The sequence below is a fragment of the Ideonella oryzae genome, from assembly GCF_024055665.1.
Lineage (GTDB): Bacteria > Pseudomonadota > Gammaproteobacteria > Burkholderiales > Burkholderiaceae_C > Ideonella > Ideonella oryzae.
This window is the reverse complement of the sequence record NZ_JAMXMC010000015.1, coordinates 1-23,104: the sequence shown is the minus strand read 5'-3', so window position 1 is coordinate 23,104 and position 23,104 is coordinate 1. Positions and strand designations below refer to the sequence as shown.

Below are 23,104 nucleotides of genomic sequence, written 5' to 3'. Positions count from 1 at the left end.
AGCCCGGGGCTCAGGAGCGCTCACCCGCCTTCTTCTGGTTCTGGGCCTGCAGCTCGGCCTTGGCGTCCATGGGCACCACTTGCGGCGCCACCTCGACGCCGGGGCGCACCCGCTGCAGGCCGTTGACGACGATCTGCTCGCCGGCCTTCAGGCCCGTGGCCACCACGCGCAGGCCGTTGACCGGCGCGCCCAGCGTCACCTCGCGGTAGGCGGTCTTGTGGTCGGCGCCCACCACCCAGACGTAGCGCTTGTTCTGGTCGGTGCCCACCGCGCGTTCGTTGATCAGCAGGGCCGGCACCTTCTGGGCCTGGCCCAGTTGCAGCTGGGCGAACTGGCCCGGCATCAGCGCGCCGTCGGCGTTGTCGAACACCGCGCGCAGGCGCACCGTGCCGCTCTGGGTGTTGACCTGGTTGTCCACCAGCTGCAGGAAGCCGGTGTGCGGCGTGGCGCCCCCCTCGGTGGTGTTCATCTGCACCGGGATCTGGTCGATGCGCGCGCGCTGCCCCGCCCCGCCCGGCAGGCCGGCCAGGGCCTTGGCCACGGTCGCCTCGTCGGCGTCGAAGCTGGCGTAGATGGGGCTGACCGAGACCAGGGTGGTCAGCACCGGGGCGCCGGGGCCGGCGGCCACCAGGTTGCCCACGGTGACCTCGCGCCGGCCCACGCGGCCGGACACCGGCGCGCGCACCACCGTGTAGCTGAGGTTGAGCCTGGCGGTCTGCAGCGCGGCCTGGGCGGCGCTGAGGTTGGCCTCGGCCTCGCGGGCGGCGTTGTCGCGCTCGTCCAGGTCGCGCTGGGCGATGGCATGGTCCTGCCACAGGCGCTGGGCGCGCTCGCGCTCGCCGCGGGTGTAGTTCACCCGGGCCTGGGCGGCCAGCACCTGGGCATGGGCGCGGTCCACCTCGGCCTGGTAGGGCGCGGGGTCGATGGTGAACAGCGGGTCGCCGGCCTTGACCAGCGCGCCCTCGCGGAAGTGGCTGGCCAGCACGGTGCCGGAGACGCGGGCGCGCAGCTCCACATGGTCGACGGCCTCCAGGCGGCCGGAGAAGGCGGTCCAGGGCGCCACGTCCTGCTGGACGACGGCGGCCACGGAGACCGGCATGGCGGGCGGGGCGGCCGGCGTGCCTTCGGCCCCGGCCTGGTGGGACACCAGCAGGGCGGCGGCCCCCAGCGCCAGCGCGGCGGTGATGGAGGTCAGCACGAAGGGATGGGGACGGCGGGAATAGGTGGTGAAGAAGGACATGGTGGGCTCCTCGAAACGACGAACAGATGCAGGGAATGCGACAACAGCAGGGCAAAGCAAGCCCCGGCCTCCCCGTGGGGTGGCCTCGGCCGGGCCGGGTGGGCCCGTCAGGAAGGGGTCACCTCAGGCGGCGCTCGGGCCAGCCTCCGGTGCGGGATGTCCGGCACCCCGCGCAGGGCGCCGGACGGGAGGACAGCAGGCCAGGCCTTCGGCCAGGAAGGCCTGCAGGACGGGCCGCAGCTCGGCCACCCAGGGCGCCTGCAGGCTGCTCAGCCGGCTCAGCGCCCACGGCCAGCCGGTGGGCCCGGCCAGGCGGCGGGTCTGCACCGCCACGCCCGCGGCCTGCAGGGCCTGGGCATAGGCCAGGCCCTCGTCACGCAGCGGGTCGTCCTCGCCCACCGCCACCAGCGCCGGGGCCACATGGGCCAGGCGCGCGGCGTGCAGCGGTGCGGCATAGGGGTGGTCGCCCTGGCGTCCCAGGTAGGCCACCCAGCCACGGGCGATGCTGCAGTCGCCACAGCCCTGCCCCGCCTCGCGCAGCGAGGCCGTGGCCATGCAGGGGTCCAGCAGCGGCGAGAGCAGCACCTGCCCGGCCAGCGGCAGGCCCTGGTCGCGCGCCCACAGGGCCAGGCCGGCCGCCAGGTTGGCGCCGGCCTCCTCGCCCGCCACCCACAGGGCCGTGCCGGCGCCGGCCAGCCGGGTGCGCGCCCGGCGCAGCCAGCGCAGCAGGGCCCCGGCGGCCTGCAGCGCCGCCGGGAAGGGCTGGGCCGGTGCCTTGGGGTAGTCCAGCGAGACCACCACCGCGCCGCTCTGGGCCAGCAGGCGGGCGGTGGGCAGGCCGCTGTCCAGGTCCCCGCCGGTGAAGCTGCCGCCGGGCAGGTGCAGCACCAGGGGGCGCCGGGTCTTCGCCCCGCAGGCCCCGTCCACGGCCCCATGGATGCGCACCGCCAGCGGCGCGTCCAGGCCGGCATCGACCAGGGTGTCGCGCCAGGCGGCGGTGGGCAGGGTGAGGGCGTTCATGGGGTGGAGGGCGGAGGAGGTTCAGCGTTGGGGTGAACGATAGGTGTTGCAGCCATCGAAATAAACCACCGTGAGACAGACACAGTTTTTCCGGTGGTGAAACAATGCAGCGCATCCCACCCACCCCGCCGCAGGAGTCCCCACGATGGACAAGCTCAGCGCCATGCAGGCCTTCACCCGCGTCGTCGAAGCCGGCACCTTCACCAAGGCCGCCGACTCGCTGGGCCTGCCCAAGGCCGCCGTCACCCGGCTGATCCAGTCACTGGAAGACCAGCTGCAGACGCGCCTGCTCAACCGCACCACGCGGCGCGTCACCGTCACGCCCGACGGCGCGGCCTACTACGAGCGGGTCAGCCGCCTGCTGGGCGACCTGGACGAGCTGGAAGGCTCGCTCAGCCACGCGCGGGTCACGCCCAAGGGGCGCATCCGGGTGGATGTGTCCTCCTCGGTGGCGCGGCTGCTGTTGATCCCGGCGCTGCCGCAGTTCCACGCCCAGTACCCCGAGATCCAGATCGACCTGGGCGTGAGCGACCGGCCGGTGGACCTGGTGAGCGACAACGTGGACTGCGTGCTGCGCGGCGGCGAGATCACCGACCCCTCGCTGGTGGCGCGCCGGGTGGGCTTCTGGCGCTTCGTCTGCGCGGCCTCGCCCGACTACATCCGCCGCCACGGCCTGCCGCGCCATCCGCGCGAGCTGGAAACGGGCGAGCACAAGGTGGTGAGCTACTTCTCGGCCCGCACGGGCCGGCATTTCGTCTTCGACTTCAACCGCGACGGCGAACGCATCGAGGTGCAGGGCCGCTACAAGCTGTCGGTCAACGACGGCAACGCCTACCTGACCGCCGCGCTGCACGGCCTGGGCATCGTGCAGATCCCCTACTTCACGCTGCGCCCGCACATGGACGCGGGCGAACTGGTGCCCCTGCTGTGCGACTGGGACGCCGACCCGGTGCCGATCTACGTGGTCTACCCGCCCAACCGGCACCTGAGCACCAAGCTGCGCGTCTTCGTGGACTGGGTGGCCGACCTGTTTGTGCGCCACACCGACGCCGAGGAACAGCTGCTGGCCGCCTGCAGCCTGGACGAGGACGGCAACCCGCCGACCAGCTGCGTGATGCTGGAGGCCTGGTACGAGCAGCTGGAGGCCGAGCACGCGGCCCACCGCGCGGCCGAGGCCGCCACCGCCCAGGCCCTGGCGCCGCTGCGCGTGGCCAGCCCGGCGCGCTGAGACGCCGGGGTTTTCTCAGACCTCCCCGCGCCGCCCGGCCTTGATGTCGCCCCGGCGCTTCTTGCCTTCCAGGCGGCGCTGCTGCGAACCCCAGGTGGGCCGGGTGGCGCGGCGGGCCTTGGGCTCGTGCGCGGCCGCCTCCACCAGCGCCTGCAGGCGCGTCAGCGCGTCGGCCTGGTTGCGCGGCAGGCTGCGGTGCTCCTGGGCCTTGATGGTGACCACACCGTCCTGGCCGATGCGCTGGTCCGGCCAGGCCATGAGCCGGGCCTTCAGGGCCTCGGGCAGGCTGCTGGCGCCGATGTCAAAGCGCAGCTGGGCCGCGTTGGACACCTTGTTCACGTTCTGCCCGCCCGCCCCCTGGGCCCGGATGGCGGTGAACACCACCTCCGCGGGGTCGATGCGGGGCGCGCGCATGGGCCTGGCTCAGCCTTCCAGCGGCTGGTCCGGTGGGGGCGGCGGGGCCTGGCGCACCTCGGCCTGACGCTGCTCCATCTCCGAGCGCAGCTGGCGCCGCACCTTGGCATTGGCCCAGCGCCGGCGTTCTTCCTGCGTGGCGGGCTTGCGGGGCGGCACCGCCACCGGCTTGCCGTCCTCGTCCACCGCCACCATCGTGAAGAAGCAGCTGTTGGCGTGGCGCACGACCTGGGTGCGGATGTTCTCGGCCACCACCTTGATGCCGATCTCCATCGAGGAGGTGCCGGTGTGGTTCACCGAGGCCAGGAAGGTGACCAGCTCGCCCACATGGATGGGCTGGCGGAACATCACCTGGTCGACGCTGAGCGTGACCACGTAGCGGCCCGCATAGCGGCTGGCACAGGCGTACGCCACCTGGTCGAGGAACTTGAGGATGGTGCCGCCGTGCACATTGCCACTGAAGTTGGCCATGTCGGGGGTCATCAGCACCGTCATCGAGAGCTGGTGCGAGGGCAGGTGTTCCATGAAAGCTTGGGGCGGCCGCACGGGCCGCGTCAGGAGAAAAGGGAATCAGCCCAGCGGCAGCGGCCGGGCCGGCGGCAGCCACACCGGCTGCCCTTGGGCGTTCAGTTGCAAGACGCGCACCCGTTCGCGGCCACGGTCGATGATGAGATCCACCGCACCGCGCTCGTGGCTGGCCGTCAGGCGCGCCCACACCGCGGAATCGGCGGGGCCGGGCAGCGCGGGCGGCTGGCCCAGGGGCCGCCAGTGGCCGGCCTTGCCCGCCGCAGCGACGCGCCCGGCCGGGTAATGCCACCAGCGGTGCTGCTCCACGTTGTGCCGGTCGCGCCAGCCCACGGTCATCGTCAGCCCGGCGGTGGACCACTCGCCCACGAACACCGACGGGGCGCCATCGTCCACCTCGTCCAGCGGCAGCACGCGCAGCGGCCGCAGCCGGCCCTCGGGCAGGTCCACCTGCCAGGTCTGCAGGCGGATGTCGGTGGTGGTGTGCTGCCCCCCCGAGAAGCCGCTCAGATCGGGCAGCCAGGGCTGGCGCACCGAAGCCTGGGCCACCACCACCCACAGCACATGCGGGTGCGGCGTGCCGATCTCGGCGCTGATGATCCAGCTGGGGCGATCGACCTCGCGGCCGCAGCCGGCCAGGCCCAGCGTGCCCGCCATGGCTCCGGCCAGCGGAGCCGAGACGATCAGCGCCCGGCGTCGCATGGCTCAGCCCAGCGTGCCGTCCACGTGCACCGGCACGCGCGGCGCCACGGCGCACATCAGCTCGTAGCCCAGGGTGCCGGCCGAGCGGGCCACCTCGTCGACGGACAGCAGGCTGTCGTGCGGGCCACGGCCCCACAGCGTCACCTCGCTGCCCAGGCCAGCCTGGGGCACCGGCGTCAAGTCCACGCTCAGCATGTCCATCGACACCCGGCCGATGGTGCGGGTGCGCACGCCATCCACCAGGATGGGCGTGCCGGTGGGCGCCACGCGCGGGTAGCCGTCGGCATAGCCGCAGGCCACGATGCCGATGCGCATCGGGTGCTCGGCCACGAAGTGGCTGCCGTAGCCCACGCTGTCGCCGGGCTGCAGGTTCTGGGTAGCGATGAGCTGGCTGCGCAAGGTCATGCCCGGCTGCAGGCCCCACTGCGCCGCCGAATGCTCGGGGAAGTCGGGCGAGCTGCCGTACAGCAGGATGCCGGCGCGGATCCAGTCGGCCCGCACGCCGGCCTCGGCCAGGTGGCGCAGCGTGGCCGCGCTGTTGGCCAGGCAGCGCTCGCCCGGCAGGTCCTGGGTGGCGGCGTTGAAGGACGCCATCTGGTGGGCGATGCCCTTCTTGCCGAAACGGTCGGCATCGGCGTCAGAAAAGTGGGTGATCAGCGTGATCTCGTCGACCTGCGGCAGCGCATTCAGGCGCGCCCAGGCGCCACGCACCGCCGGGCCGACAAAGCCCAGCCGGTTCATGCCGGAGTTGACCTTCAGGAAGACATGGTGCGGCTGGTGGGTCTTGTGCGAAGCCAGCCAGTCGATCTGCTGGTCGCAGTGCACCACGTGCGAGATGTTCAGGCGCGAGCACAGCTCCAGGTCGCGGGCCTCGAAGCAGCCTTCGAGCAGCAGGATGGGACCCCGCCAGCCCAGGGCGCGCACGCGCTCGGCCTCGGCCAGATCCAGCAGGGCGAAGCCGTCGGCCCCGCGCAGCGCATCGAACACGCGCTCGATGCCATGCCCGTAGGCATTGGCCTTGACCACGGCCCAGACGCGGGCGTCCGGGGCCTGGGCACGGGCCCGGTTCAGGTTGTGGTGAATGGCTTGGACATGAACCAGGGCTTCGATCGGACGGGGCATGATGACGAGTTTTCCTCTCCCGCGGGATTGTGCCAGCCGTGGCTGACAGCCGGTCGCACACCCCGCATGCTATAAACCCGCTCGCTTTGCCAAGGAGACCTTGCGCGCCACGGACGGGCAATGACCTTAGCGTCACCCGCCCCATCGCATCGCCTCGCCCCAGCATGAAAAAAGGCTTTTTCACCATCATGTCAGCGCAGTTTTTCAGCTCGCTGGCAGACAACGCATTGCTGGTCGGCGCGATCGAACTGCTGAAGACCTCCGGGGCCCCCGCCTGGCAGATCCCGGCGCTCACGCCGATGTTCGCGCTGTTCTACGTGATCCTCGCCCCGCTGGTCGGCGCCTTCGCCGACGCAGTGCCCAAGGGCAAGGTCATGCTCTATTCCAACGGCATCAAGGCCATCGGCTGCCTGATGATGCTGTTCGGCAGCCACCCGCTGCTGGCCTACGCCGTCGTCGGTCTGGGCGCGGCCTCCTACTCGCCGGCCAAGTACGGCATCCTCACCGAGCTGCTGCCGCCCTCCCAGCTGGTCAAGGCCAATGGCTGGATCGAGGGCCTGACCATCGCCTCCATCATCCTGGGCGTGCTGCTGGGCGGCCAGCTGGTGGGCCCGCGCCTGGCGCCCATCCTGCTGGGCTTCGACCTGCCGCTGATCGACACCGGCGTGGACACCCCCGCCGAGGCGGCCATCGCCACCATCATCTCGTTGTACCTGATCGCGGCGATGTTCAACCTGCGCATTCCGCGCACCGAGGCGCCGCTGCAGCCGCTGTCGGTCAACGCGCTGGAACTGATCCGCGACTTCGGCCACTGCAACACGCGGCTGTGGAAGGACAAGCTCGGCCAGATCTCGCTGGCCACCACCACGCTGTTCTGGGGGGTCTCGGGCAACCTGCGGGTCATCGTTTTCGCGTGGGCCGCCGTGGCCCTGGGCTACAGCACCACCCAAGCCTCCAGCCTGGTGGGCGTGGTGGCCGTGGGCACCGCCGCCGGCGCGGTGGTCGCCTCGGTCTTCATGCGCCTGGACCGTGCCATCCAGGTGCTGCCGCTGGGCATCGCCATGGGCCTGCTGGTGGTGGGCCTGAACCTGGTGCACCACGCCTGGTTGGCCGTGCCCTTCCTGATCGTGCTGGGCGCGCTGGGCGGCTACCTGGTGGTGCCGATGAACGCCCTGCTGCAGCACCGTGGCCACAACCTGATGGGCGCAGGCCGCTCGATCGCGGTGCAGAACTTCAACGAACAGACCTGCATCCTGGCCCTGGGCGCCATCTACACCGGCATGACCCGGGTGGGCCTGACCGCCTTCACCGCCATCGCCGTTTTCGGCCTGGGCGTGGCCGGCCTGATGTGGATGATCCGCCGCTGGCACCAGCGCAACTGCGTCGTCCACCGCACCGAGGTGGACCGCCTGCTGGCCCTCGCCCGCAGCGACTGCCACTGAACGGGCTGCGCCGATGACCGAGACCCGTTCCCACGCGGGGCGCGGCCCTGCGCTCGCGCTGCTGGCCAACGCGGCCATCTGGGGCCTGTCCTGGTGGCCGCTGCGCCAGTTGCAGGCCCTGGGCCTGCATCCCTTGTGGGCCACCGCCATCATCTTCGCCATCGCCGCCGCGCTGATCAGCCTGCGCTGGCGCGGCGCCTGGCCGGCCTTGCTGCGCCGGCCGCTGCTGTGGGTCATCGTGGTGGCCGCGGGCATCAACAACGCCTGCTTCAACTGGGGCATCACCGAAGGCGATGTGGTGCGGGTGGTGCTGCTGTTCTACCTGATGCCCCTGTGGACCGTGGTGCTGGCGCGCTGGGTGCTGCACGAGCGCATCAGCCCTGCGGGCCTGCTGAGGGTGGCGCTGTCGGTGGGCGGCGCAGCCCTGGTGCTGTGGCCGCGCGAAGGCCATGGCCTGCTGCAGGGCGCCCGCGCAGTGGACCTGCTGGGCGCACTGGCCGGCTTCTTCTTCGCGGTCAACAACATCCTGCTGCGCAAGGCCAACGACCGCGACAGCGGCGCCCCCGGCCTGGCCATGTTCCTGGGCGGCCTGGTGGTGGCCCTGCCGCTGGCCGCGCTGTTGCCCGGCGTGCCCACGCCGCCGGCCGCAGCGCCGGGCTGGCTGGCCGGCTGCGCCGCACTGGCTGTGGTCTACGTGGCCAGCAACCTGGCCCTGCAGTACGCCGCCACCCGGCTGCCGGCCAACGCCACCTCGGTGCTGATGATCACCGAGGTGCTGTGGGCCGCCGGCAGCGCCCTGCTGCTGGGCGCCGGCAGCCTCAGCCTGCCGCTGGCGCTGGGCGGCGCGCTCATCCTGGGCTCGGCCCTGCTGGCGGCGCTGCGGCCCTGAGCGGCGGCGGCCCCCCCTGGGCCTGGACACCTTCAAGGCGGCAGCCACAGCCCGCCGTAGGCACGGCGCAGGCGGCCCTGGCTGACCAGGGCCGCGAGCAGGCTGTTGACCGTCTGGCGGGACAGGCCCGCCAGGGCGGCCAGCTCGGCCTGGGTGGTGCGCAGGCGCAGCCAGCCCTGGACGTCGCGCTCGCGGCCGGGCTGTTCGCGCCGCATCTGGTCCAGCGCCAGCGTCAGGCGCTCCATGGCCCCGTGGTGACGGGCCGCGGCCAGCTGGCGCATCGTCGCGTCGTGGCGGCGGGCGAACTCGGCCATCAGCGCGCGGGCAAAGCCCGGCACGCCGTCCATCAACAGCTCGTAGGCCGCCGGCCCCAGCACCAGTAAGCGGCTGGGCCGGGTGGTGATGGCCTCGTAGGTGGCGGGCAGGCCGCTGGCGAAGGAGGCCAGACCGAAAAGCTGCATCGGCTGGGTGTGCTCCACCACCGACACCGCCCCGTCCACCGTGCCCAGGCGGATGGCCACCTCGCCGGCCATCACGCCGTACAGCGCCGGCGTGGCCGCGCCCTGGGCGAACACCACCGCCTGCGCCGGCAGGCGCCGCAGCTGCACCCGCGGCAGCAGGGCCTGCAGCGTGGCGGCAGGCCAGGGCAGCTGGGGGAACTGGTGGCCCAGCAGCAGCGACAGATCGGTCAGCGCATCGGCAGCCATGGCCGACATTGTCGGGCACCCGACATTTCCCGGGGCCGGCCCGCCGTACGCTGCGCGGCATGGACACGCCCACCCTTTGCAGCCCCCTGGCCGATCACCCGCATGCCGCCCGCTACGAGCGCGACGGCCTGCGCGAGTTCGTCGAAGAGCCGCTGTACCAGCGCCTGTGCCGGCTGACCGCGCGCCACCCGGCCGCCCTGGCCCTGCACGAGGCCCTGCCGCCCGGCCCGCTGCGCCCCACGCTGTGGCTGGCCGCCCTGCACGAACGGGTGCTGGCCGGCGGCCCGGCCCGGCCGGACGCGCTGGCCCACTGGTTCGCCAGCGTGGGCGCGCCCCGCGCGGTGGACGACCCGGCCCTGCCCGCCGCCTTCGATGCCTTCGTTGCCCGCCATGCCGAGGTGCTGCGCCAGCACCTGGCTCGGCGCGGCACCCAGACCAACGAGGTGGGCCGCGGCGCGGTGCTGCGCCCGGCCCTGGCCGAGATCGCCCGCCTGAGTGGCCGCCCTCGCCTGGCCCTGTTCGACTTCGGCGCCAGCGCCGGCCTGAACCTGAACGTGGCGCATTACCGCGCCCACTACCAGTTCGACGACGGAAGCGCCGACCTGGCGGTGGGCCCGGCGGGCGAGGCCACGCCCACCCTGCCCTGCCGCGTGCACGGCCCACTGCCCGCCGGCCTGCTGGCCCCCAACGCCTGGACCCTGGCTGCCACGCTGGGCTGCGACCTGCAGCCGGTGGACCTGCGCGACCCGCTGGCCCGGCGCTGGCTGTCGGCCTGCCTGTGGCCGCGCGACGCCGAACGGGCCGAGCGCCTGCGCCGCGCCATGGCGCTGGCCGAGGCCCATGCGCCCACCGTGCGGGCCCACACCGACGGCCTGAGCCTGCTGGCCGACTGGCTGGACCAGCTGCCGCCGGACGTGACCCCGGTGCTCTGGCACAGCTGGGTGCTGGCCTATTTCAGCCCCGGGCCGCTGGCCGACTTCCGCCGCCGGGCCGAGGCCCTGGTGCGCGAACGCGGGCTGTGGTGGCTGTCGGCCGAGGACGGGCCGCGCACCCAGGCGCTCAGCGGCCTGACGCCGCCCGCCGACCCCGTGCCCGGCGAGGAACGCGCCGACCCGGCCCAGCAGACCTTCTGGGTGCTCAGCGGGCCGGACGCGCGCAGCGCGGATGGCATCGGGCGCCGGCTGCTGGCCCGCACGCACCCGCACGGGCGCTGGCTGGCCTGGGCGGGTTGAGGGGCACTGGCAGGGCTCAGGGCCGGAGACAAGGACACTGGCGGCTCAGGGCCGCCAGGTCACCCGCGGCGCCGGGTCGGGCGCAGGCGCGGCCTGCTGCACAAAGGCCACCAGCGCGTCGGCGTCGTTGGGGCCGGTATGGCGGTCGCGGCCCTGGCGCAGCAGGGTGAAGCCGTCGCCCCCCTCGGCCAGGAAGCTGTTGACCGCCACACGGTAGTCGCGCCCGGGCTGCGCCGGCTGGCCGCCCACGGTCAGCGCGCTCACATGCTGGCCGGCCGGGGCGCTGGCCGTCCAGGTGTAGCGCAGGCTGGCCGAGGGCTGCAGCAGCTTGGCCTCGCCGTCGGGGCGGGCCTGCTGCTCCAGCAGGGCGCGCAGCTGGGCGCCGGTCAGCGTCAGCACCACCACGTCGTTGCCGAAGGGTTGCACGGTGAACAGCGCGCCATAGCCCACCGCGCAGGGCGGCCGCTGGCCCTCGCAGAGCAGGTCGCCGCGCAGGCCGCCGGGGTTGGTCAGCGCCAGCTGGGCACCGCCCTGGGCCGGCGCGCGGGTGGCCGCCCACTGGGCGTCGGCCACCAGGTGGCCCACGGTGCTCTCGCCATGCGGGCCACCGCGGGTGAAGGCGCCCAGCAGCCGACCCACCGGCCGCTCGGCAATCGGCCGCACCGCCGCCACGTCCTGCGCCACCAGGGCGGCCAGGGCCGGGTCGTCGCCCGCCTGGGCCAGGGCCTCGCCCCAGGGCGCGGGCGTGGCCTGCACGATGCGCGTGCGCAGCGCCGCCGGGGTCAGGCTGTTGAGCACCGGCAGGTTGATGCTGCGGGTGCGGGCCGGCAGCGGCGCGCCGGTCTTCGCGTCCAGCACCAGGTCCACCACCGACACGCCCCGGCCATAGGAGGTGGCCTGCACGATGACGCGCCCGTCGCGCTCGCAGCGGTAGCCCTGGTGGGTGTGGGCCGAGAACACCACCTGGATCTGCGGCAGCAGGCGCTGGGCGATGTCGAAGATCGGCCCATGCGCGCCGGGGCAGCTGGCGTCGTTCCAATCGGCCCGCTGGCCGGAGGCGCCCAGCTCGCCGCCCTCGTGCACCACCGCCACCAGCGTCTTCACCCCCTGCGCCTGCAGGGCGCGGGCCGCCGTGTTGATGGCCTCGGCCTCGTCGGTGAAGCGCAGGCCCCGGATGCCCGAAGGCACGACGATGCCCGGTGTGCTGCGCGTGACCGCGCCGATCACCCCCACCGGCACCCCATGCACCTGGAACACCGCCGAAGGCGCCAGCACCGGCCGGCCACCCGCGTCCACCACATTGGCCCCCAGCAGCGGAAAGCGCATGCCCGTGAAGGGCTGGCCGTCGGCGCAGGAGCGCACCGCCTCGTCGGCCGCATCGGCCCGGCAGCCACCGTGCATCAGGCGCTGCAGCTCGGTCAGGCCGGCGTCGAACTCATGGTTGCCCACTGCGCCCACGTCCACCCCCAGGCGGTTGGCCACGGCCACCGTGCTTTCGTGGCGGAACAGGGTGGACACCAGCGGCGCCGCGCCCACCAGGTCGCCGCTGGAAATGAGCAGGCTGTCGGGCGCGCCGGCCCGCAGGCGCTGCACCAGCCCGCCCAGGGCCGCCGCGCCACCCACCGGCACGCTCACCGGGCGGCCGGCCTGGGCCGGGTCCGGCCAGGGCAGGCTCTGGCCCGCGGCCTCCAGGTGGCCGTGGAAGTCGTTGAAGGCGATCAGGCGCAGCGGCAGGGCCGGCCCCGCGGGCGAAGAAGCCGAAGCGGCGGTGGCGGGTGCGGCAGGTTCCGGTGCGGTCGCGCAGGCGGACAGGGCCCCCAGCAGCAGAACGGCACCGGCCCAGGCCCGCATCCCGTGGAAGGGGGGTGGGGTCGACATGGCCCGGCCATCATGCCAGGGCGCCCATGCCGCCGAGCCTTTGGTGGACAATCCCCGGTCCTTCTTCTTGCAGAGCAGAGCGTCCATGTTTCAGCACATCGAGCCCTACGGCGGCGACCCCATCCTCACGCTCAACGAGAACTTCCAGAAGGACCCGCGTCCGAACAAGATCAACCTGTCCATCGGCATCTACTTCGACGATGCCGGGCAGATCCCGGTGATGGCCGCGGTGCGCGAGGCCGAAGCCCGCATCGCCACCCAGACCGGCCCCAAGCCCTACCTGCCGATGGAAGGCCTGCCCGCCTTCCGCACCGAGGTGCAGAAGCTGCTCTTCGGTGCCGGCCACCCGGTGCTGACCGACGGCCGCATCGCCACCATCCAGGCCGTGGGCTCCAGCGGCGGCCTGAAGGTGGGCGCTGACTTTTTGCACCGCTGGTTCCCGCAGAGCCAGATCTGGGTCAGCGACCCCACCTGGGACAACCACCGGGCCGTCTTCGAAGGCGCGGGCCTCACCGTCAACACCTACCCCTACTACGACGCCGCCACCGGCGGCCTGCGCTTTGACGACATGCTGCACGCCCTGCGCCAGCTGCCGGCCCAAAGCGTGGTGCTGCTGCACGCCTGCTGCCACAACCCCACCGGCGTGGACCTCAGCCCCGCCCAGTGGGACGCGCTGATCCCGGTGCTGCGCGAGCGCCAGCTGCTGGCCTTCCTGGACCTGGCCTACCAGGGCTTCGGCGACAGCGTGGACGCCGACGCCTACGCCGTGCGCGCCCTGGCCGCGGCCGGCCTGTCCTTCTTCGTGGCCAACAGCTTCTCCAAAAGCCTGAGCGTCTACGGCGAGCGCTGCGGCGCGCTCAGCGTGGTCTGCCCCGATGCGAAGCAGGCCGACGTGGTGCTGGGTCAGCTCAAGGCCACCGTGCGCCGCAACTACTCCAGCCCGCCGCTGCACGCCGGCCAGCTGGTGGCCACCGTGCTGGGCACGCCCGAGCTGCACGCCCTGTGGCTGAAGGAGCTCGACGCCATGCGCGAGCGCATCCAGGCCATGCGCGCCAAGCTGCACGCCATCATCAGCGCCAAGATGCCGGGTCGCAACTTCGACTACTTCATCACCCAGCGCGGCATGTTCAGCTACACCGGCCTCTCGCCCGCCCAGGTGGACCGCCTGCGCGAAGAGTTCGGCGTGTACCTGGTGCGCTCGGGCCGCATGTGCGTGGCCGGCCTGAACAGCGCCAACGTGGAGCGCACCGCCGAGGCCATGGCCGCCGTGCTGGCCGGCTGAGGGGCCGCCCCGTCCCCCCGGGACAATCCTGGGGACCGGCTCCGTCACGCCCGGTAACAGCTCTGCCAGAATGGTCTCCGGGGGGACCATGCATTTCTCGCGGCGGATCGAACATCTGGAACGTCGCGGCGACTTCCAGGCCCCGGCGGAGCGACAGCTCTTCCGCCAGGTGACCGTGCGAGACACCCGGTCCCTGGCCACCGCCATCCAGGGCTTCGGCTGGACGGTGTGGCTGGTGTCGGTGCTGCTGCGGCACCCGCCCTCCCTGGACATGGTCGCCGTGCTGATCGCCGGCCTGGGCATGCCCGCGGCCATGGCGCTGACCTGGTCCACCCGCGGGCCGGTGGCCAACGGCCTGGCCCGCTGCCTCTACATCGTCTTCCTCACCCTGGGCCTCAAGGCCGACATGCTGATCACCAGCGCGCCCATCTTCTGGGTGCTGCCGCTGGGGGCCGCCATCACGGTGGGCATGTCGCCCATCTACACCGGGCTGGTGTCCTACGCGCTCAGCGCGGCGGCCGTCTGGGGCATCCTGCTGCTGGGCCAGTTCGAGGCCCTGCTGCGCACCGACGACGCCGACTGGGTGATGCTCTTCCTGCTCTCGGTGATGGCGCTGGGGGTCACGCTCAACCTGCTGTTCCGCCACGAGCGCCAGCGCATCTTCCTGAGCCAGCGCGAGCTGGCCCGACTGGCCTTCCGCGACGGGCTGACCGACCTCCACAACCGCCGCAGCTTCATGCTGGCGGTGGACGAGCACCTGCAACACAACCCCGGCCGCGGCCACCTGGTGCTGGTGGACGTGGACGACTTCAAGCAGGTCAACGACCGCCACGGCCACGACACCGGCGACCAGGTGCTCACCGCGGTGGCCCAGGCCATCGCCCGCTGCGCCGAGCCCCAAGTGTGCGGCCGGCTGGGTGGCGAGGAATTCGGCGTGCTGCTGACCGCCGACGCCGACCCAGCGGCCTTTGGCCGCCGCCTGTGCGAAACGGTGGCCGGCCTGAGCGCCGCCGGCCTGCCCATCACCATCAGCGTGGGCATCGCCCCCTTCCAGGCCGAAGAGCCGATCAGCGTCACCTTCCGCACCGCCGACGACGCGCTCTACCGCGCCAAGCGCCAGGGCAAGAACCGCAGCCTGCTGGCCGAGCCCGCCTCGTGCTGCCCCCGCGGCAGCCCTTCAGACACCCCTTAAGGCAGGCTTCATCCCCCCTGGCGACCATGCCGACCATTGTTCATTCCGAGGTCCGACATGGTTTCCCTGATCCGACGACATGGTGCGGCCGCCGTCATGGCCGCGCTGCTGGGCGGCCTGAGCACCGCCGCCCTGGCTGCCACCCCGGCTGAGCTGCTGGCCGGCTACAGCGCCGAAGCCGGCGTGCGCGCCGAGCCCGCCCGCGGCCAGGCCTTCTTCACCCAGCGCCACGGCCAGGAATGGGCCTGCGCCAGCTGCCACACCGCCCAGCCCACCCAGGCCGGCAAGCACGCCGTCACCGGCAAGACGATTGCCCCCATGGCTCCGGCGATCAACGCCGAGCGCTTCACCGACCTGGCCAAGACGGAAAAGTGGTTCCGCCGCAACTGCAAGGACGTGGTCGGCCGCGAATGCCAGGCCAACGAGAAGGCCGACGTGCTGGCCTGGCTCATGACGCTGAAGTGAGGCCGCGATGAAGACCCCCCTTCTGCCCATCCTGCCCCTGATGGCCGCCCTGGCCCTGCTGGCCAGCCCCCTGCACGCCGAGGAAGATGAGCACGGCGAACACGGCCGCAGCGCCCGTGTGCCTGCCCTGCCCCAGTACCAGGCCGAATGCAGCGCCTGCCACGTGGCCTTCCCGGCCGGCGGCCTGCCCGCGGCCTCCTGGGCGCGGCTGATGCAGAACCTGCCCAAGCACTTCGGCACCGACGCCTCGCTGGACCCGGCCACCACCCGGCAGATCAGCCAGTGGCTGCAGGCCAACGCCGCCACCGGCCGCCGCGCCCAGGACACCCCGCCCGAGGACCGCATCACCCGCAGCGCCTGGTTCGTGCGCGAGCACCACGAGATCAGCTCGGCCACCTGGCAGCGCGCGGCCATCGGCAAGCCCTCCAACTGCGCGGCCTGCCACACCGGCGCGCCGCAGGGCCGCTTCAGCGAACACGACGTGCGCATCCCGCGCTGAGGACCGAGCATGACCACGATGAACCCCGGCGCCACCGGCGGCGCCGCCCCGGCCGAGGCTTCGGCCCCCGAGACCCACGACACTGTGCTCGCCACCGTGAAGGTGTGGGACTGGCCGGTGCGCGTCTTCCACTGGCTGGCCGTGGCCTGCTTTGCCGGCGCCTGGCTCACCGCCGAAAGTGAGCGCCTGCACCTGGTGCACATCACCTGTGGCTACACCCTGGGCGGCCTGGTGGCCTTCCGCGTGCTGTGGGGCCTGCTGGACACCGGCCACGCCCGCTTCGCCAACTTCGTACGCAGCCCGGCCGCCGCCTGGCGCTACATCACCTCGCTGCTGGGGGACCGGCCGCTGCACTACACCGGCCACAACCCGGCCGGCGCGCTGGCCATCGTCGCGCTGCTGGGACTCATCGCCCTGACGGTAGGCCTGGGCTGGGCCAGCGAGACCGACCGCCTGCCTGGCTGGCTGGACGAAGGCCATGAGCTGGCCGCCAACGCCCTGATGGCCCTGGTGGTGGTGCACCTGGTGGGCGTGGCCGTGGGCAGCCTGCGCCACCGCGAGAACCTGCCCCGAGCCATGCTGACCGGCCTCAAGCGCGGCCTGCCGGGCGAGGGCATCCGCCGCCAGCACGGCTGGCTGGGCGCCCTGGTCTTGATCTGCGCCCTGGGCTTCTGGGCCTGGCAGTGGCAAAGTGCGCCGGTGTCCCCTGGCCTGGGTGGCGCCGAAGCCCATGGCCTCGGCGGTCAGAACCCGACTGGCGGGGACGATGACGACGATGACTGAGTCACATCCCTGATCGACGAAGGAGCGACGAGCACGCATGCGCATCCTGCTGGCTGAAGACGACCCCCTGCTGGGCGACGGGCTGCGCGCCGGCCTGCGTCAGCAGGGCTTTCTGGTGGACTGGGTGCGCGATGGCCAGGCTGCCGAGCGCGAACTGCGCAGCGGCGTGTACAGCGCCGCCGTGCTCGACCTGGGCCTGCCCCTGTGTGACGGCATGGACGTGCTGGCCCAGGCGCGCCGCGCCGGCACCACCACCCCGGTGCTGGTGCTGACCGCCCGCGACGCCGTGACCGACCGCGTGCGCGGCCTGGACGCCGGGGCCGACGACTACGTGGTCAAGCCGGTGGACCTGCTGGAGCTGGGCGCCCGCCTGAGGGCCCTGGTGCGCCGCGCTCACGGCCAACCGCAGGAACAGCTGACCGCCGGCGACGTGGCCCTGGACCCGGCCGGCCGCAGCGTCACCCTGGCGGGCGAGCCCGTCACTCTGTCGGCCCGCGAATTCGACCTGCTGCAGGCCCTGATGCTCAACGCCGGGCGCGTGCTCAGCCGCGAACAGCTGGAACAGCACCTCTACAGCTGGGGCCAGGAAGTGGAAAGCAACGCGGTGGAGGTCTATGTGCACCACCTGCGGCGCAAGCTGCGACCCGAGCTCATCGTCACCGTGCGCGGCGTGGGCTACATGGTGCCTCGCCCCACATGAGCCGGCCAACCCGTCCCGTCTCGCTGCAGCGCCGGCTGATGCTCAGCGTCACCGGCGCGGTGGCGCTGCTGTGGCTGCTGACCGCCTGGGTGACCTACCGCGAAACCCACCACGAGCTCGAAGAGCTGCTGGACGCCCACCTCGCCCAAGTGGCCGGGTTGCTGGTGAGCCAGGCCGGCCATGGCGAGGCCGACGCCCACGACCTGGACGCCGCCGAGGCGGACGCCCGTGACGACGACGGCGACACCGACGACAAGGGCAGCGACCACGAGCGCCAGGACACCCCCTCCCTGCACCGCCACGCCCAGCGCGTGGCCTTCCAGGTCTGGCAGAACGGGCAGTTGCGCATGCGTTCGCCCACCGCCCCGCTCACCCCGCTGTCCGGCCTGCACCATGGCTTTGAAACCCAAGAACTGGACGGTGAGCCCTGGCGCCTGTTTGCCACCCAGGGGCGGGGTCGGGGCGTGCAGGTCTATGTGGCCGAGCGCATGAGCTCGCGCGCCGACATCTTGCAGGGCCTGCTCATCGGCCTGATGAGCCCGCTGGCCCTGGCCCTGCCGCTCATTGCGCTGGCCGTGTGGTGGGCCGTGCGCCGCGGGCTGCGCCCGCTGGGCCTGCTGGGCCAGACCCTGGGCCAACGACAGCCGGGCGATCTCTCGCCTGTGGCGCTGCCCGGCGCCACGCCGCCGGCCGAGCTGCTGCCCGTGCTGCAAAACCTCAACGACCTGCTGGCCCGCATTGGCGCCCTGCTGGACAGCGAGCGTCGCTTCACCGCCGATGCCGCGCACGAGCTGCGCACCCCCATTGCCGCCATCCGGGCCCAGGCCCAGGTGGCCCTGGCCGCCAGCGAGGACGCCGAGCGCCGCCACGCCCTGCAAGCCACCCTGCAAGGCTGCGACCGCGCCAGCCACCTGGTGCAGCAGCTGCTCACCCTGTCGCGGCTGGAAGCGGCCGACGCCGCCGCCCCCACCCCCGGCACCCCGCCGGTGGACCTGGCCGCCCTGGCCCGCGCCGTGGTGGGCGAACTGGCGCCCGAGGCCGTGGCCCGGCAGCAGGCCCTGTCGCTGGACGCCCCGGCGCAGCTGCTGCTGGCCCTGCCCCAGCCCGGCCACGACACCCTGCTGCGGGTGCTGCTGCGCAACCTGGTGGACAACGCCCTGCGCTACAGCCCCGAAGGCGCCCAGGTGCAGGTGCACCTGAGCCAGAACGCCCAGGGTACCCAGCTGGCCGTGGACGACAACGGCCCCGGTCTGGAGGAAACCGAACTCGCCCGACTGGGCGAACGCTTCTTCCGCAAGCTGGGTACCGGGCGCAGCGGCAGCGGCCTGGGCTGGTCCATCGTGCGACGCATCGCCGCCGCGCAGCATGCCCAGGTGCGGGTGGGCCGCTCGGTCCCGCTGGGCGGGCTGGGCGTGCAGGTGACTTGGCCTGTCGAGCGCTGAAACTGGATACTGCGGCCCTGCACACCCCATGAAAAACGGCCCCTGAGGGCCGTCTTGATGGGGCGCCTGAACCGCTCAGCCCTTGAGGCGACGGCGGCGAGCCACCAGGGCCAGCGCCCCCAGCCCGGCCATGAACAAGGCCATGCTGGCAGGTTCCGGCACGGCCGCCGCCACGGAAATGTTGTTCAGGTACAGCCGGGAACCGGCCGACGCGGACACAAAGCCGATGGTGGTCTGATCGCTCAGCGCGGTGAAGGTGTAGGTGGCCTTGTCCCAGTTGGTGAGGCCGGAACTCTTGCCCAGGACTTCGTAGTCGATCCAGGAGTTGCTGTTCGCCGTGCCATTGAGCAGGCCGAACTGGGTGCCACCCTTGGTGGAGATGTAGTCAAAAGCCACCGTGTAAAGAGTGCCCGCGACCGTCGCGAAGGTCTGGGTCATGTAGGAGTCAATGCCCCCCACAGCCCTGAGCGCAACGTAGTAATCGCTCGGGTCGCTCACCAGGAACTGGCTGTTGTTCCAACGGTAGCCCCCACTCAGATCCCAGCCGCTGGACGCAGGCATGGAATCCAGATTCCCGTCCGACAGCACGCTTCCGGTATTGGCCAGGGCCGATACGGACAGCAAGGACGCGGCAACCAGTGCCAGCAGGGACTTCTTGACGTTGGACATGCTACTTCTCTCGAAGAGGTCCGCCGGGACAGGGATCAGACCCCGCCCGAGCGCACCGGATAAGACGTTCGGAAAGTTTAGGAGTCCGCTCACCCCTTGGGGGGACTACCCCCCTAGTATGGAGGGGGCGTCGGATGCGTACTTTCACACATGTTGCGGATCTCAACGCCAGTCAAATCGCCCGAAGCAGGCGTAAACATTGGCTTGGTAGGGATAGCTCAGACCCGCGGCGGCATCACCGGACACGCTTCTGACTTCGCGCGCGACGCTGCAGCCCAGCGCCAGAGCCTGGATCGGCTGGTAGTTGAGTTGCAAAGCCACCGTGCGGGCCAGGTCACGCCCATCCAGACCACTCTGGCCCGACACGGTTTCCTGGAGGCGGCGCCTGTTCTGCTGGTAGGACAGCCCGAGCCGGATCTTGTCCGTGGCCGTCCATTGCCCCCCCACCTCCAGGTGGGTCGTCACCCTGCTCTGCGAGTTGATCTGGCCATCGCCAAGCGCCTGACCACTGGTGTCGCTGTCTCGCACCAGACGGGTGGTGAAGGACAGCTTGCCGGTGGGTTGCCACTGCCATCCCAGGGAACCCGTCCATTTCGGGCCGTCGGCCGCCGTGGGCTGGCTGTGGATTTCATTGGTGTGGGCCAAACGCGCATCCACCAAGCTCGCGGCGGACAGGCGGACGGACAGCATCGTTTCCACATCCCATCGGGTGAAGTCATCCGCCCCGAACGTGGCGCTGTAGTCCGGATACCGTCCGGTCGACCGCCGCAGATTGAGGCGCGCATTCAGATCGGGCTGGGGCTGGTAGCGCATGCCCAGATTCAGCGCGTTCAGGTTCATGTTCTCCGCGACGTACTGATCGGCGGAGAAATCGCGCCGGTACCCCTCCCAGCCGGCTTCAACGGTCCATGCCGTCACCACCCCCAGGCGGGCGCGGAAAAACTGTCGATTCTCTGTCTGGATGTTGCGCTCTTGCACCACCGAGGCGCCGCTCAGGTTGTAGCGGTAGAGCGACTTCACATGACTGGCGCCCGCCTCACCTTCCCAATGGTCACCCGCCTGCCAGTCCCATTCCGCCTTGAGCGTGGGGGAATCGTTGTCCAGGCTGCTGTCATTGCGGAACCGGTTGGCCTGGATGTCCGCCTCGGCCTTGATCCGCTGCCGCCCGATGGGCTGGTCCACCGCCAGCCCCAAGGTGGTGCTGCTGATCGTGTCGGCCTGCTCCTGCCCGCTGGGCGTGCGCAACACGTTGCTGTCCCGTGTGAGGGATTGGGCAATGGACAGCGTGTACGGACTCTGCTGGGCGCGCACGGAAGTGCAGGTCAGCAAGGCCAGAGCCAGCAGGGTGAGCCCTTGGGTGGATTTCATGGCGTCAGTAGGCATTTCGGTCAAAAAACATCAGCTTCGCGGTACGGGCGATGATCAGGAGATCCATGCCCAGCGACCAGTTGCGCAGATATTCCAGGTCATATTCAACCCGGCGCGCCATCTTCTCGACGGTATCGGTTTCGCCGCGCAGGCCATTGACCTGCGCCCAGCCCGTGATGCCGGGCTTGACCTTGTGGCGAGCCATGTAGGCACGCACGATTTTGCGGTATTGCTCGTTGTGTGCCACAGCATGAGGGCGGGGCCCGACGATGCTCATCCGCCCCTGCAGCACGTTGATGAACTGAGGCAGTTCATCCAGGGATGTGCGCCGGATGAAGGCCCCGAAGGGGGTGATGCGCTGATCCCCCCGAATGGCTTGCTTCACGTCGTCACCATTGTCCTGCACAGTCATAGAGCGGAATTTGAAGACTTCGATGACCTCGCCATCCAGGCCCGTGCGGCGCTGCTTGAAGAGCACCGGCCCGGGTGAGCTGCGCTTGACCCCGATGGCCACGGCCAGCAACACCGGCGAGATCAGTATCAGGATGAGGCTGGCCAGCACCAGGTCGCTGATGCGCTTGAGCAGCCCGTTGACCCCGGTGAACGGTGTCACCCGCAGACTCACCACCGGCACGCCATCGATATCGGCCAGACGCCCCTGGATGATGCTCACACCGAACACATCTGGCACGTAGTGCAACTCCGCAGTGGAGTTCTCCAAGGCTTCAAGCAGCTTCAGAATGCGCGGCTGGGAGGTCAGCGACAGCGTGATGTAGACATCCTTCACGCTGTTGGCGTCGATGAAGGCTGGCAGACTTTCAAGCTTGCCCACAAGCGCCATGTTGTCCGGCAGCTCCAGCCGGTCTCTGGATCGGTCGTCAAAGAAGCCGAGCAATTCACGGCCCCGGCCATGTCGCGTCTGCAGCATGTGAGCCACCCGGACGCCCATCCGGTTGGCGCCCACCACCACGGCCGTGCGCTGGTTGTTCGGCAAGGTGGCGTGGTGCTGCACCAGGGTCGATCCCGTCCACACCAGGGCCCACTGGACCAGGGGCACACCGATGCCCCAGGCCATCAGCATGGTGCGGTCGAATTCCTGCAGCGCGTCCGTGGCGTAGCCCAGCAACAGCAGCACGATCAGCGTGCCGGCCCAGGACAGGCCGATGTCGATGATCAGACCGATCCCGCTGCGGCCGAACCGGTCCACGCCAGGGAACATCAGCACCAGCAACAGCACCAGAAGCGCCTTGGACGGCCCGCCGAACGGCTGGTGAAACACACCGTGCGCGACCAGCAGCCCCAGCGCAGCGACGGCAGGCTCGAGCACCGAGGCGACCATGGCCGGCACCGTGGCAGGCCGGGCGGCGAAGGCCGGCTGGGCGCCCTCGCCCTGATCGGGCCGCCGATCCTGTCCCGCCAGCGTGGATGTCGTTTTCACCTGTCCGCACCTCGACACTTCAAGGCCGCCCCCCGGAGGGAAGAACCGCACCCACCAGAACCCGTTCCGGCTGGGAGGAATTCCACCATGACACCGCCACCCCGCTCTTCATATAACTCCACATAACAGACGATGCGAAACGGATATGAGAACGCCGTCCCGAAGCCTGCCTCCAGTCTTCAAGTGGAAGGCCTGAAGGCTTCAGAAACCTGAATGGCCCCGTGTTTTTGTGCAACATGTCGCCACTTTCCGCGTCAGCCCGGCCCTCGCGTTGCAGGGGCCCTCGGCGCACGACGCCGGTTGCGGGCGTTGGCAAGCAAGACCAACGCCATTTGGCGCGCTCAGAAACCCCGTGTCACGAAAAAGTCGACCCCTGGCCGAAAAACGGGGCTGCTCAAGGCCACCCGCGGCACAAGCACTCAAAGATCGCGCAAGAAGCCGGCAGCGGCATCCTTGGCCGAGAGCTGTGGGGTCATGCCGATGTCGGGCCAGGCAATGGCCAGGTCCGGGTCCTCCCAGCGCAGCGCGCCTTCGGCCTGCGGGGCGTAGTAGTCGGTGGTCTTGTAGAGGAAGTCCGCGCTGTCGCTGAGCACCAGAAAGCCGTGTGCCAGCCCCGGCGGGATCCAGAACTGGCGGTGGTTGTCCGCGCTCAGCTCCACCCCCACCCAGCGGCCGAAGCTGGGGCTGTCCTTTCGGATGTCCACCGCCACGTCGAACACCGCGCCGGCCGTCACCCGCACCAGCTTGCCCTGGGCATGCGGGGCCTTCTGGAAGTGCAGCCCGCGCAGCACGCCCTTGGCCGAGCGCGAGTGGTTGTCCTGCACGAAGCTCACGGCGTGGCCCACCAGCGCGTTGAAGGCCTGGGCG

Annotated in this window: 23 protein-coding genes; 11 read left to right on the top strand and 12 right to left on the bottom strand. The window is 71.2% G+C overall.

The window, feature by feature from the left end; all coding sequences use genetic code 11:
• Positions 1 to 10: 10 nt before the first annotated feature.
• On the bottom strand, positions 11 to 1,240 hold the full coding sequence (locus M0L44_RS19985) for an efflux RND transporter periplasmic adaptor subunit (RefSeq protein WP_252771949.1): 1,230 nt from the start codon (positions 1,238 to 1,240) through the stop codon (positions 11 to 13).
• Positions 1,241 to 1,363: 123 nt separating this feature from the next.
• The gene (locus M0L44_RS19980) at positions 1,364 to 2,260 is read right to left on the bottom strand and encodes an alpha/beta hydrolase fold domain-containing protein (protein ID WP_252771948.1); all 897 of its coding nucleotides are present in this window, start codon (positions 2,258 to 2,260) and stop codon (positions 1,364 to 1,366) included.
• Between the two features lie 145 nt (positions 2,261 to 2,405).
• Between M0L44_RS19980 and M0L44_RS19975 the strand changes: the two genes are divergently transcribed.
• Entirely contained in the window at positions 2,406 to 3,488 is a 1,083-nt protein-coding gene (locus M0L44_RS19975) for a LysR family transcriptional regulator (RefSeq protein ID WP_252771947.1), read from the top strand.
• A gap of 15 nt (positions 3,489 to 3,503) precedes the next feature.
• Here the strand turns inward: M0L44_RS19975 and arfB are convergent, their stop codons facing one another.
• The 4 genes from arfB to alr are packed head-to-tail and all read right to left on the bottom strand — an operon-like array spanning position 3,504 to position 6,251.
• A complete protein-coding gene (gene arfB, locus M0L44_RS19970; RefSeq protein WP_252771946.1) occupies positions 3,504 to 3,902 on the bottom strand; it encodes an alternative ribosome rescue aminoacyl-tRNA hydrolase ArfB in 399 nt (132 codons plus the stop codon).
• Between the two features lie 9 nt (positions 3,903 to 3,911).
• The gene (locus tag M0L44_RS19965; protein WP_252771945.1) at positions 3,912 to 4,427 is read right to left on the bottom strand and encodes an acyl-CoA thioesterase; all 516 of its coding nucleotides are present in this window, start codon (positions 4,425 to 4,427) and stop codon (positions 3,912 to 3,914) included.
• Between the two features lie 45 nt (positions 4,428 to 4,472).
• Entirely contained in the window at positions 4,473 to 5,129 is a 657-nt protein-coding gene (locus M0L44_RS19960; RefSeq protein ID WP_252771944.1) for a hypothetical protein, read from the bottom strand.
• Between the two features lie 3 nt (positions 5,130 to 5,132).
• Positions 5,133 to 6,251: an alanine racemase gene (alr, locus tag M0L44_RS19955; RefSeq protein ID WP_252771943.1), complete on the bottom strand. Its 1,119-nt coding sequence runs from the start codon at positions 6,249 to 6,251 to the stop codon at positions 5,133 to 5,135.
• Between the two features lie 164 nt (positions 6,252 to 6,415).
• Here alr and lplT point away from each other — a divergent pair, with 164 nt between their 5' ends.
• Together lplT and M0L44_RS19945 are read left to right on the top strand one after the other, a co-directional pair.
• On the top strand, positions 6,416 to 7,693 hold the full coding sequence (gene lplT / locus M0L44_RS19950) for a lysophospholipid transporter LplT (RefSeq protein ID WP_252771942.1): 1,278 nt from the start codon (positions 6,416 to 6,418) through the stop codon (positions 7,691 to 7,693).
• A gap of 13 nt (positions 7,694 to 7,706) precedes the next feature.
• Positions 7,707 to 8,582, top strand: a complete 876-nt coding sequence (locus M0L44_RS19945) for a DMT family transporter (protein ID WP_252771941.1) — start codon at positions 7,707 to 7,709, stop codon at positions 8,580 to 8,582.
• 32 nt (positions 8,583 to 8,614) lie between these two features.
• Here the strand turns inward: M0L44_RS19945 and M0L44_RS19940 are convergent, their stop codons facing one another.
• Positions 8,615 to 9,289, bottom strand: coding sequence for a Crp/Fnr family transcriptional regulator (locus M0L44_RS19940; RefSeq protein WP_252771940.1), 675 nt, complete (start codon positions 9,287 to 9,289; stop codon positions 8,615 to 8,617).
• 59 nt (positions 9,290 to 9,348) lie between these two features.
• Between M0L44_RS19940 and M0L44_RS19935 the strand changes: the two genes are divergently transcribed.
• Positions 9,349 to 10,521 carry a DUF2332 domain-containing protein gene (locus tag M0L44_RS19935; protein ID WP_252771939.1) on the top strand — a complete coding sequence of 391 codons (1,173 nt, stop codon included), beginning with the start codon at positions 9,349 to 9,351 and terminating at the stop codon, positions 10,519 to 10,521.
• A 45-nt stretch (positions 10,522 to 10,566) separates the two neighbouring features.
• Here the strand turns inward: M0L44_RS19935 and M0L44_RS19930 are convergent, their stop codons facing one another.
• A complete protein-coding gene (locus M0L44_RS19930) occupies positions 10,567 to 12,399 on the bottom strand; it encodes a bifunctional metallophosphatase/5'-nucleotidase (protein ID WP_252771938.1) in 1,833 nt (610 codons plus the stop codon).
• Positions 12,400 to 12,484: 85 nt separating this feature from the next.
• Between M0L44_RS19930 and M0L44_RS19925 the strand changes: the two genes are divergently transcribed.
• From M0L44_RS19925 to M0L44_RS19895, 7 genes are all read left to right on the top strand, one after another.
• Entirely contained in the window at positions 12,485 to 13,681 is a 1,197-nt protein-coding gene (locus M0L44_RS19925; protein ID WP_252771937.1) for an amino acid aminotransferase, read from the top strand.
• A gap of 88 nt (positions 13,682 to 13,769) precedes the next feature.
• On the top strand, positions 13,770 to 14,873 hold the full coding sequence (locus M0L44_RS19920; RefSeq protein WP_252771936.1) for a GGDEF domain-containing protein: 1,104 nt from the start codon (positions 13,770 to 13,772) through the stop codon (positions 14,871 to 14,873).
• A 96-nt stretch (positions 14,874 to 14,969) separates the two neighbouring features.
• Positions 14,970 to 15,338: a DUF1924 domain-containing protein gene (locus M0L44_RS19915; protein WP_252772012.1), complete on the top strand. Its 369-nt coding sequence runs from the start codon at positions 14,970 to 14,972 to the stop codon at positions 15,336 to 15,338.
• Positions 15,339 to 15,345: 7 nt separating this feature from the next.
• Positions 15,346 to 15,837, top strand: a complete 492-nt coding sequence (locus M0L44_RS19910) for a diheme cytochrome c (protein ID WP_252771935.1) — start codon at positions 15,346 to 15,348, stop codon at positions 15,835 to 15,837.
• Between the two features lie 9 nt (positions 15,838 to 15,846).
• The gene (locus M0L44_RS19905) at positions 15,847 to 16,620 is read left to right on the top strand and encodes a cytochrome b/b6 domain-containing protein (protein ID WP_252771934.1); all 774 of its coding nucleotides are present in this window, start codon (positions 15,847 to 15,849) and stop codon (positions 16,618 to 16,620) included.
• A 37-nt stretch (positions 16,621 to 16,657) separates the two neighbouring features.
• Positions 16,658 to 17,320, top strand: coding sequence for a winged helix-turn-helix domain-containing protein (locus M0L44_RS19900; RefSeq protein WP_252771933.1), 663 nt, complete (start codon positions 16,658 to 16,660; stop codon positions 17,318 to 17,320).
• Positions 17,317 to 18,762, top strand: coding sequence for an ATP-binding protein (locus M0L44_RS19895; RefSeq protein ID WP_252771932.1), 1,446 nt, complete (start codon positions 17,317 to 17,319; stop codon positions 18,760 to 18,762). The genes M0L44_RS19900 and M0L44_RS19895 overlap by 4 nt, the downstream gene beginning before the upstream one ends.
• Before the next feature lie 75 nt (positions 18,763 to 18,837).
• Here the strand turns inward: M0L44_RS19895 and M0L44_RS19890 are convergent, their stop codons facing one another.
• The 4 genes from M0L44_RS19890 to rfbC all read right to left on the bottom strand — a co-directional run.
• Positions 18,838 to 19,431: a PEP-CTERM sorting domain-containing protein gene (locus M0L44_RS19890; protein ID WP_252771931.1), complete on the bottom strand. Its 594-nt coding sequence runs from the start codon at positions 19,429 to 19,431 to the stop codon at positions 18,838 to 18,840.
• A 162-nt stretch (positions 19,432 to 19,593) separates the two neighbouring features.
• Positions 19,594 to 20,799 carry a porin family protein gene (locus M0L44_RS19885; protein WP_252771930.1) on the bottom strand — a complete coding sequence of 402 codons (1,206 nt, stop codon included), beginning with the start codon at positions 20,797 to 20,799 and terminating at the stop codon, positions 19,594 to 19,596.
• Positions 20,800 to 20,803: 4 nt separating this feature from the next.
• Positions 20,804 to 22,237: an undecaprenyl-phosphate glucose phosphotransferase gene (locus M0L44_RS19880; protein WP_252771929.1), complete on the bottom strand. Its 1,434-nt coding sequence runs from the start codon at positions 22,235 to 22,237 to the stop codon at positions 20,804 to 20,806.
• Between the two features lie 419 nt (positions 22,238 to 22,656).
• Positions 22,657 to 23,104 (bottom strand): dTDP-4-dehydrorhamnose 3,5-epimerase (rfbC, locus tag M0L44_RS19875; RefSeq protein WP_252771928.1); only part of this gene is annotated, 448 nt, incomplete at its 5' end.